At 38.0% G+C, this 9,731-nt stretch carries 9 protein-coding genes; 5 read left to right on the top strand and 4 right to left on the bottom strand.

Translation table 11 applies throughout. From position 1 onward, the window contains the following. Window positions 1–342: 342 nt before the first annotated feature. The 5 genes from J1G40_RS08615 (at window position 343) to J1G40_RS08595 (ending at window position 3,515) form a co-directional block, all read left to right on the top strand. Window positions 343–1,128 carry a MotA/TolQ/ExbB proton channel family protein gene (locus J1G40_RS08615; RefSeq protein ID WP_265242216.1) on the top strand — a complete coding sequence of 262 codons (786 nt, stop codon included), beginning with the start codon at window positions 343–345 and terminating at the stop codon, window positions 1,126–1,128. 26 nt (window positions 1,129–1,154) lie between these two features. Then, complete coding sequence (locus J1G40_RS08610; RefSeq protein ID WP_265242215.1) at window positions 1,155–1,586, top strand: hypothetical protein; 432 nt, start codon at window positions 1,155–1,157, stop codon at window positions 1,584–1,586. A 17-nt stretch (window positions 1,587–1,603) separates the two neighbouring features. Beyond that, window positions 1,604–2,227, top strand: coding sequence for an ExbD/TolR family protein (locus tag J1G40_RS08605; protein ID WP_265242214.1), 624 nt, complete (start codon window positions 1,604–1,606; stop codon window positions 2,225–2,227). Window positions 2,228–2,248: 21 nt separating this feature from the next. After that, window positions 2,249–2,731, top strand: coding sequence for an ExbD/TolR family protein (locus J1G40_RS08600; RefSeq protein ID WP_265242213.1), 483 nt, complete (start codon window positions 2,249–2,251; stop codon window positions 2,729–2,731). Window positions 2,732–2,867: 136 nt separating this feature from the next. Beyond that, on the top strand, window positions 2,868–3,515 hold the full coding sequence (locus J1G40_RS08595) for a porin family protein (RefSeq protein WP_265242212.1): 648 nt from the start codon (window positions 2,868–2,870) through the stop codon (window positions 3,513–3,515). A 57-nt stretch (window positions 3,516–3,572) separates the two neighbouring features. Here the strand turns inward: J1G40_RS08595 and J1G40_RS08590 are convergent, their stop codons facing one another. The 4 genes from J1G40_RS08590 to J1G40_RS08575 all read right to left on the bottom strand — a co-directional run bounded on the left by J1G40_RS08590 (window position 3,573) and on the right by J1G40_RS08575 (window position 9,616). Then, window positions 3,573–4,178, bottom strand: a complete 606-nt coding sequence (locus J1G40_RS08590) for a phosphatase PAP2 family protein (protein ID WP_265242211.1) — start codon at window positions 4,176–4,178, stop codon at window positions 3,573–3,575. After that, window positions 4,178–5,638 (bottom strand): RNA polymerase factor sigma-54, encoded by a 1,461-nt coding sequence (gene rpoN, locus J1G40_RS08585; RefSeq protein WP_265242210.1) that lies wholly within the window; start codon window positions 5,636–5,638, stop codon window positions 4,178–4,180. The genes J1G40_RS08590 and rpoN overlap by 1 nt, the downstream gene beginning before the upstream one ends. 47 nt (window positions 5,639–5,685) lie before the next feature. Next, window positions 5,686–7,119, bottom strand: coding sequence for an asparagine--tRNA ligase (gene asnS / locus J1G40_RS08580; RefSeq protein ID WP_265242209.1), 1,434 nt, complete (start codon window positions 7,117–7,119; stop codon window positions 5,686–5,688). Between the two features lie 100 nt (window positions 7,120–7,219). Continuing rightward, entirely contained in the window at window positions 7,220–9,616 is a 2,397-nt protein-coding gene (locus J1G40_RS08575) for an efflux RND transporter permease subunit (RefSeq protein WP_265242208.1), read from the bottom strand. Window positions 9,617–9,731: the final 115 nt, after the last annotated feature.

Genomic DNA, 9,731 nt, shown 5'->3' with positions numbered 1-9,731 from the left:
TGTATTGCCAGCATAGTCTTTTGGGATGCACGAGCATAGCGAGTGAATCCTTTAGTATTATAATGTATGGGGATTGCATTGCTTTTTTCAGCAGAGATTTTTATATGGATTTCTGTTTGGCAAAATGAAAAAGAAATTTTCCAAAGAGTCCGATTAAGCCTTTTTGTTGTCTGTAGATGTCAGTGAGTGGAATACTCATCTTATGGTATTTAGATCATACAAAAACCCAATGCACAGAGAACATTGGAAATACTTGGGCTACGCGGAAAAGATTTAATTTTTTAATTGTATTTTTTTTTTATCTTTAACCCTATTAACTAACTAAATTTAAGTTTGAAAGAAATGAAAAAATTATTCTCAATCCTGGCTATGGCTGGGCTATTTGTATTAAGTACAAATACGGTAAGCGCAAATGTGAACGCTATAGTTTCAAATGTATCTTCTACTGTAGTTACTGCTTCGGTTATGCTTCAGGACGATGCTGCAGTACAAACTGAGAAGGGATTCACTCAAGTATTAAAAGAACAATTCATCCAGGGGGGCGCAGGTTTCATGGGAATAGTTCTACTTTGTTTGATTCTAGGTTTGGCTGTTGCTATTGAAAGAATTATTTACTTGAACATGGCAAGTACTAATACAAATAAATTAAAACAGCAAGTTGAAGATGCCCTTGCATCTGGTGGTGTTGAAGCCGCTAAAGAGGTTTGTAGAAATACAAAAGGCCCCGTTGCTTCTATTTATTATCAGGGATTAGACAGAGCAGGTGAGAGTGTAGAATCTGCAGAAAAAGCAGTTGTTGCTTACGGAGGAGTGCAAATGGGTCAGTTAGAGAAAAATGTTTCCTGGCTTTCATTATTTATTGCTATTGCTCCTATGCTTGGTTTCATGGGAACGGTAATTGGTATGATCCAGGCCTTCCAGAAAATTAGTGCTGTAGGTAACCTAAGTGCTTCTTTGATTGCAGGTGATATTCAGGTGGCGTTATTGACAACGGTATTTGGTCTTATTACGGCAATTATCCTGCAAATTTTCTATAACTATATTATCGCTAAGATTGATAGCATTGTAAATGATATGGAAGATTCATCAATCACATTGATTGATATGTTGGTAGACCACAAAAAATAAGTCGGACCCCTTAAGACGAAAGCGTTATGAACAAAATAGTTAAAATAGTATTGGCAGTCATTGGGTTAGCAGGACTTATTTGCTGGTTTATGCTTCCTGGAAGGGAAGTTCCAGCCTCAGAAGCGATAGATAATGGTGCCATGAATACCATGTTTCTCCTGACATACCTGCTCCTGGGCATTGCGGTAATTGCAAGTTTGCTTTTTACATTGAAGAACTTATTCTCCAATCCTGCTAGTTTAAAGAAAACCTTATATGTAATTGTAGGGCTGGCAGTAGTTGTCGGAATCTCCTATGGAATTTCGAGCGGTACTGATGTAGCTGAGGAATACAAAGCTATGTCCGATGAATCCACTATCAAAAAAATAGGTATGGGATTAAATGTATTTTTTATCCTCACCGTGGTAGCTGTAGGTTCCATGTTGTGGGGAGGATTAAAGAAAATGATAAGTAAATAACATATAAAAATTAGATTATGGGAAGAAGAGGAGGTCCAGCAGAGGTTAATGCAGGTTCTATGGCAGACATCGCATTCTTATTACTCATCTTTTTCTTAGTAACAACTACTATAGAAACAGATGCAGGTTTAGACAGAATGTTGCCGCCAATTGAACCACCAGATGAAAATGTTATCATTAAACAGAAGAATATATTTACTGTTAACATTAATAAGAATGGTCAGCTTCTTGTAGAAGAAGAGTTAACAAACCTTAAGGATTTAAGGGCGAAAGCAATGGCCTTTTTAGATAATGGAGGTGCTCCATCAGGAGACCCACTTTATTGTAATTACTGTAAAGGTAAAAGAGATGCCAATTCTTCTGATAACCCGGATAAGGCGATCATCTCTCTTAAGAATGACCGTGAGACAAAGTATGCAACTTATATAACCGTTCAAAACGAGTTGGTAGGGGCGTATAATGATCTGCGTAACAGGGAATCACAAAGGCTCTATAAAAGAGACTTTACAGATATGGAGGCAGAATATTTAAATCCTGAAACACCGGAAAGTGTTCGGGATGAACTGAAGGAAAAGGTTCAGAATGTTCAGAAGTTGTTTCCTCAGAAGTTATCAGAAGCCGAAACTTCGAGTAGTAATTAATATAGTTTATACCTTATAATTATGTCTAAATTCAATAAAAAGAAAGATGGAGATTTGCCAGCGGTTTCGACGGCATCATTACCAGATATTGTATTTATGCTCCTGTTTTTCTTTATGACGGTAACAGTAATGAAGGATAGCTCTTTAATGGTGCAGAATACATTACCGAATGCCACAGAAATTAAAAAGCTCGAAAAGAAAGATAGGGTATTGTATATCTATGTAGGTAAACCTACTCGTGAATATCAAAAAGTATTTGGTACAGAACCAAAAATACAGTTGAATGATAAATTTGCGAGTGTTTCTGAGGTGGGCGACTTTATTTTACAAGAAAGAGCTAAGAAGCCACAGGAACTTCAGAACGTATTGACCACTGCAATGAAAGTGGATAAAGATGCTAATATGGGCTTGCTTTCTGATATCAAATTAGAACTGCGTAAAGTAAACGCTCTAAAGATAAATTACACCACCTATGAAGGTGATGCCTTTAGAAACTTACAATAAGCAATTTCAAACTTAAGTTATCAAAACGCTTCAAATTTTCATTTGAGGCGTTTTTTTATGCCGAAAAACCTTTAATTTATTTTACCTTTATTTCTATATGATTCGGTATGTATTACTTCTGATTGTTTTATTTTCAATGAGCATAAATGCGCAATCTTCCGGTGATTCGGCTGTTGGTTCCAAGTATTTGGAGGATCAATTTTATGTAGGGCTTAATTATAATTTTCTTCTTAATAAACCAGATAATGTGACACAAAGTAATTTGTCATACGGATTACAAGGGGGCATAATTAAGGACATTCCCATTAATGCCAGAAGAAATATTGCCTTCGGAATTGGTTTGGGGTATTCGGTTAATTCCTATTTTACAAACTTGCAGGTAACAGAAACAACCGATGGCTTTCAATACCGGGTACTGGAAAGTGGTACTTCCTTTAAAAGAAGCAAAATCGAAACCCATGCCATAGAAATGCCAATAGAATTCAGATGGCGAAATTCTACTGCTGACAGCTATAAGTTTTGGCGTGTATATACAGGAGTAAAACTGGGATATGTAGTAGGCAGCAGATCTAAGTTTGTTTCAATGGATGAAAAGTTTTCTTTTTATAATACGGATACAGTAAATTTTCAGTACGGTATCATGATTAATTTGGGATACAATACCTTTAATGTGCATGCATACTACGCCTTAAACGAATTTTTCGAAAGCGGTACTCAAACTGTAGATAATAGCAATATAGATTTTACTCCTCTGAGAATAGGGATTATTTTTTACATTTTATAGCAATTCCTTTTTGTTACTCCTTCATTGTTTAAAAATGTTCCAGGTAATATTTGGTGTTTACAACCAGAATTTCAACGTCAATAACTGCGACACAATTCCCAATAAAAGGCCAACGAGAACTTCCCCTCTGCTATGTGCATTTAGGTAGAGGCGTGAAGTAGCTACAAGTCCTGTGGCTAAAATCCAAAAGCTAATGGCAATAGTAATATTTATTTCGAAATGAATGCTCAGTGCTATTATAAACATCAGTAAACTTCCCATACCCATGAGGTGCAGACTGGTCTTCAATTTAAAAAATAACAACAGTAAACTTGCAAATGATGCGGTTATAAGGCCAACAAAGTAAAAGTAGATTTCAACAACATAATTATTTGGGATTACTTTGAGCAGCACCATACACAGTAATAGAATACTGATCATTAAGGGGTATTTGCGTTCCTTCCTATTGGGCAGGAATACAGAGCTGACAATTCCGAGATTCCTTAAAATAAAAAAGCTGATAATAGGTATAATTACTGTCAGTATAAAAATTGGAAGTACGTTACCGCTCTGGAGCTCCAGGGGGCTGTATTTTGGAGTAACTATAAAGTAAGTAACCGTACCTGCAAAAGGGATACAAAGTGGATGAAAGATATACGAGATTATTTTGAGAAATAGCTTCATTATATCTCTTTTCTCAAACGGGCAACGGGTATGCTAAGTTGTTCTCTGTATTTGGCAACAGTACGCCTGGCTATAGGGTAGCCCTTATCTTTGAGAATTGAAGCGAGCTTGTCATCGGTTAGCGGTTTTTTCTTTTCCTCCTCACCAATAACAGATTCCAGAATCTTTTTAATCTCTTTGGTGGAAACATCCTCTCCCTGAACATTTTTCATAGATTCGGAAAAGTACTCCTTAATTAACTTCGTGCCGTAAGGGGTATCAACATACTTGCTGTTCGCTACTCTTGATACCGTAGAAACATCCATTTCTATGGCGTCCGCAATATCTTTTAGGATCATCGGCCGCAATTTTCTTTCGTCACCACTTAGAAAATACTCTTTTTGGTATTGCATAATGGCACTCATTGTTATAAACAACGTCTGTTGACGTTGTTTAATAGCATCAATAAACCACTTCGCTGCATCCAGCTTTTGTTTAATGAAAAGCACCGCATCTTTTTGGGATTTGGACTTGTCCTTCGCATTCTTATAGCCTTCCAGCATATTGTTGTATTCTCTTGATACATGCAACTCCGGGGCGTTTCGCCCATTCAGAGTCAGTTCCAGTTCCCCATCAACAATTTTAATGGCAAAATCCGGTACAATATGTTCAATGATTTTATTGCTTCCGGAGTAAGACCCGCCTGGTTTGGGATTTAATTTTTCTATTTCGGAAATGGCCCCTTTCAATTGCTCTTCAGTAACTCCATGTTTTTGAATCAGTTTTTTGTAGTGCTTCTTGGTGAACTGATCAAAGGATTTTTCAAGTATATTTATGGCAAGAACAACATCGGGCTGCTGCTCCTTTCTCTTTAATTGATTAACAAGACATTCCCCTAACGATCTGGCACCTACCCCAGGAGGGTCAAGATCCTGAACAATTTTCAATACCTTTTCAATGGTTGCTTCTTCAACATATATATTCTGAGTAAAAGCAAGATCATCGGTAATGTCAGAAAGCGGTCTTCTGATATATCCGCTTTCATCAACACTTCCTACCAGAAATTCAGCAATGGCCCATTCTTCGTCAGAAAGATATTCGGTATTGAGTTGATTGATGAGATATTGATTAAATGAGATCCCTGCAGCATATGGGATGCTTTTTTCGTCATCATCTGCGCTATAGTTATTTGCTCTGGTCCTGTAATCAGGTACTTCATCATCACTCAGATAATCATCTATATTGATATCTTCAGTATTGACCGTTTCGCCTTCACCTTCACCCTCATACTCGGTATTGTCAAAACCATCATCCAGGGTACTGCTTTCTTCCTTTCCCGTTTCCAGGGCCGGGTTTTCTTCGAGTTCCTGTACTAGACGCTGCTCAAATGCCTGTGTCGGCAATTGAATCAGCTTCATCAGCTGTATTTGCTGAGGAGAAAGCTTCTGTGATAATTTAAACTGTAAATGTTGTTTGAGCATTTAATAAATATTCTTCCTGTATTATAAAGTTAAAGAAATAATACCATTTAGAATTCTGCATTCTGCGGTGTCCTGGGGAAAGGGATAACATCCCTTATATTACCCATTCCGGTAGCAAATTGTACCATTCTTTCAAAGCCCAGTCCAAAACCACTGTGTTTTGCGGTCCCAAATCTTCTCAGGTCCAGATACCACCAAAGCTCTTTTTCATCAATATCTAAAGCTTTTATTTTATTCCTTAATACCTCTAGTCGTTCTTCCCTTTGTGATCCTCCAACTATCTCACCGATACCGGGGAATAAGATATCCATGGCCCTTACCGTTTTGCCATCTTCATTCAGTCGCATATAAAATGCTTTAATATTAGCCGGGTAATCAAAAAGTATAACCGGGCACTTAAAATGCTTTTCTACCAGATATCGCTCATGCTCACTTTGCAAGTCTGCACCCCATTCATTAATGAGGTACTGGAATTTCTTCTTCTTATTTGGTTTAGAGTTCCTTAATATATCAATGGCATCGGTATAACTTACACGCTTAAACTCGTTATCCGCTACAAATTTCAATTTTTCAATAAGTGGCATATCGCTGCGCTCGGCCTGAGGCTTTGTTTTCTCTTCATCAAGTAGCCGCTTTTCCAGGAACGACAAATCTTCCTCGCAATTCTTGAGGATATAATTGATGATACTTTTGATAAAGTCCTCCGCCAAATCCATATTGTCATCAAGATCTGCAAATGCCACTTCGGGTTCAATCATCCAAAATTCTGCCAGATGCCTGGAGGTGTTAGAATTCTCTGCCCTGAAGGTAGGGCCAAAAGTATATACTTTGCCCAGCCCCATGGCATATGACTCTGCTTCGAGCTGGCCAGATACCGTTAGGTTGGTCTCCTTCCCAAAGAAATCGGACTTATAATCCACTTCTCCCGATTCATCAAGAGGGGGGGTCTTTTCGTCTAAAGTGGTTACTCTGAACATCTCGCCTGCACCTTCGGCGTCCGAACCGGTAATAATCGGGGCATGAAAATAATAGAATCCATTCTGCTGAAAGTACTGATGTACTGCAAAGGCAAGCGCAGAACGTACCCGCATAACTGCAGCAAATGTATTTGTTCTTACGCGTAAGTGTGCCTGCTCCCTTAAGAATTCCATAGAATGTTTCTTAGGCTGTATAGGGTAGGTTTCAGGGTCAGCAGTTCCGTGAATAAAAATCTCGGAAGCCTGAATTTCTACACTTTGCCCTCTTCCCTGACTTTCAACAAGAGTTCCTGTCACCCTGATAGCGGCACCCGTGGCAATTTGCTTTAAAAGGTTTTCTTCGAATTTATCGAAATCAACTACACATTGCACATTACTTAAAGTAGACCCATCATTAAGGGCAATAAATCTATTACTTCTAAAGGTTTTTACCCACCCATTAATGACAACTTCCTTTTGTAATGGGGGTGATGAGAGTAACTCTTTGATACTGTATGCGTTCATTTTAAAGCTATTCTAAATATGAACCGCAAAGATAACTTATTGATAAAAACTAGCCGCTCAAAGCCTTATATAATTGATAAGGAATTAGCTAAAAGAGTCCTTACTCTGTACTCGGAGGTAATTCGTCCTTTGGAAGAATATCTATTTGAGGTTCCTTAAGCACGGCCTTATTCGCAATACTTCGCTCCAGAGAAATTAATAAGGATGGCAGCAAAATTAAATTAGCGAGCATCGCAAAAAGTAATGTGGCAGAAACCAGGGCACCTAATGCTACTGTGCCCCCAAAATTTGAAATAACAAAAACCGAGAATCCAAAAAACAGCACAATGGAAGTGTAAAACATGCTTACACCAGTTTCCCGTAGGGCCGCATAAACAGATTTCTCAATACGCCATTTATTGGCAATAAGCTCTTGTCTGTATTTGGCAAGGAAATGAATAGTGTCGTCTACCGATATCCCGAAGGCAATACTAAATACCAGAATGGTAGAAGGTTTTATAGGGACTCCAACAAATCCCATGACTCCAGCTGTCACTACCAATGGCAATAAATTAGGAATAAGAGAGATTATAATCATTCTGAAAGAACGAAAAAGATAGGCCATAAATAAGGCAATCAGACCAATGGCCAGAGTAAGTGAAAGCACTAAATTCTTCACCAAATATTTGGTGCCTTCCAGAAAGAGTAATGCTTTGCCTGTCATGTATACGTCATAGCGTTCTGCAGGAAATATTTTATCAATATTCTCCTGAAGCCTTTCTCCAATCTCCTCCATCCGATCTGTTTTTACATCTCGCATAAAGGTGGTCATCCGGGCAACCTGGCCTGTTGTATCGACAAAACTCTTTAGAAGGTCACCATTGCTGCTCGACTTCCTCGCAACATCCATGATAAAATTATTTTCCTGAGCCGTTGGTAATTGATAGTATTTGGGGATGCCATTATAAAATGCCTGTTTGGAATACTTTATAAGATTAACGACAGAAACAGGCTTTGAAAGCTCAGGGATTTCCTCTATCACCTCACCTAAGTTGTCCATTCTTCTCAAGGTAGCGGGTTTTAGCACCCCATTTTTACGTTTGGTGTCTACCACTATTTCAACCGGCATAATCCCATCAAATTCCTGTTCAAAAAAACGGATATCCTTGAAGAATTGTGATTTCTTAGGCATGTCTTCTATCGGACTGCCAGAAATATTAATCTGATAAATCCCTATAATGCTGATTACCAAAAGTAAAACGGAAATTACATAAACAGATATTCTTTTACCTCTTACAATGCGTTCCATCCAGTTTACAAAACCATCAATCCACTTTTTGTTCAAATGCTTTAAATGTTTTGTTTTTGGCAATGCCATAAAACTGTACACTATCGGGATAATAAGTAGTGACAGAATAAAGATGCCTATAATATTTATGGATGCGACAATACCAAATTCTGTGAGTAATTTACTGTCGGTAATAATAAAAGTCGCAAAACCCGAAGCCGTGGTAACGTTAGTCATAAGGGTAGCGTTGCCAATCTTTGATATCACCCGCTGCAGAGATAAAGCCTGATTTCCGTGTTTCTTTACTTCCTGTTGGTATTTATTTATTAGAAATATGCAATTTGGGATCCCTATAACAATAATTAACGGAGGTATTAGGGCAGTTAATACGGTAATTTCATATTGAAGGAGCCCTAAGATCCCAAAAGCCCACATTACCCCAATAATCACAACAAACATAGAAATAAAAGTAGCCCTGACACTTCTGAAAAAGAAGAAGAAAATAAGTGAGGTTACTGCAAGGGCCGCCAAAATAAATTTACCTATTTCATCAATGATATTCTGAGAATTCATTGTTCGGATATATGGCATCCCTGAAATTCTGACATCCAGTGAAGTCTCTGATTCAAATTCATTAACCAAATTAGAAAGATCTTTCAGTATAAAATCTTTCCTCACCGAAGTATTCACGAGGTCCTGGTCCAGATAAACAACCGTTCTTATTGTCTGGCTACTACTGTTATAAAGTAAGTTGTCATAAAACGGAAGGTTGTTGAACAAATGAGCACTAAGGCTGTCTATCTCTTTCTGGGTGGTTGGTGGCGTTTTAATAAAGGGTTGAAGTAAGAACTCCTGTTTTTCTTTATCTTTTATTAATTCTTGTAAATTATCTGTAGAGAGTACAAAATCTACTTCAGGAAATGCATCGAGTTGCTTACTTAAGGTATTCCACCTGTTAAAATTGGTGGGATTAAATACCATACTATCTTTTACAGCCAGTACCACAGCATTGCCTTCTTCACCAAATAAATTCAAAAACGCATTGTACTGCTGATTTATGGGGTGGTCATCAGGCAGCAGGTTGGCTTCCGAATTAGAGAATCGCATGTTCTCCCATTGAAAAGCCAGAAAAACAGTTACCGCAGCAATCAGAATAAGAATGAGTATTCTGTTACGAAGAATTATCCTCGCTGTTTTGGCCCAAAAACCTTGTGTTAACTTTGCTACCATTTACTTTTGACAGCTAATCTCCTATCCTCAAAATGGTATAGTAGAATTAGTAAGTTGAAATTAACCCCGCAATTCAGCGGGGCTTTTTTTTGTTGCCTAAGGCAAGATGCCGGCA

This window comes from Muriicola sp. Z0-33, from assembly GCF_026126425.1.
In the GTDB taxonomy this organism is placed as follows: Bacteria; Bacteroidota; Bacteroidia; order Flavobacteriales; family Flavobacteriaceae; genus JAFMPW01.
The sequence above is the reverse complement of the archived record's forward strand: the minus strand, read 5'-3'. Positions and strand labels throughout refer to the sequence as shown.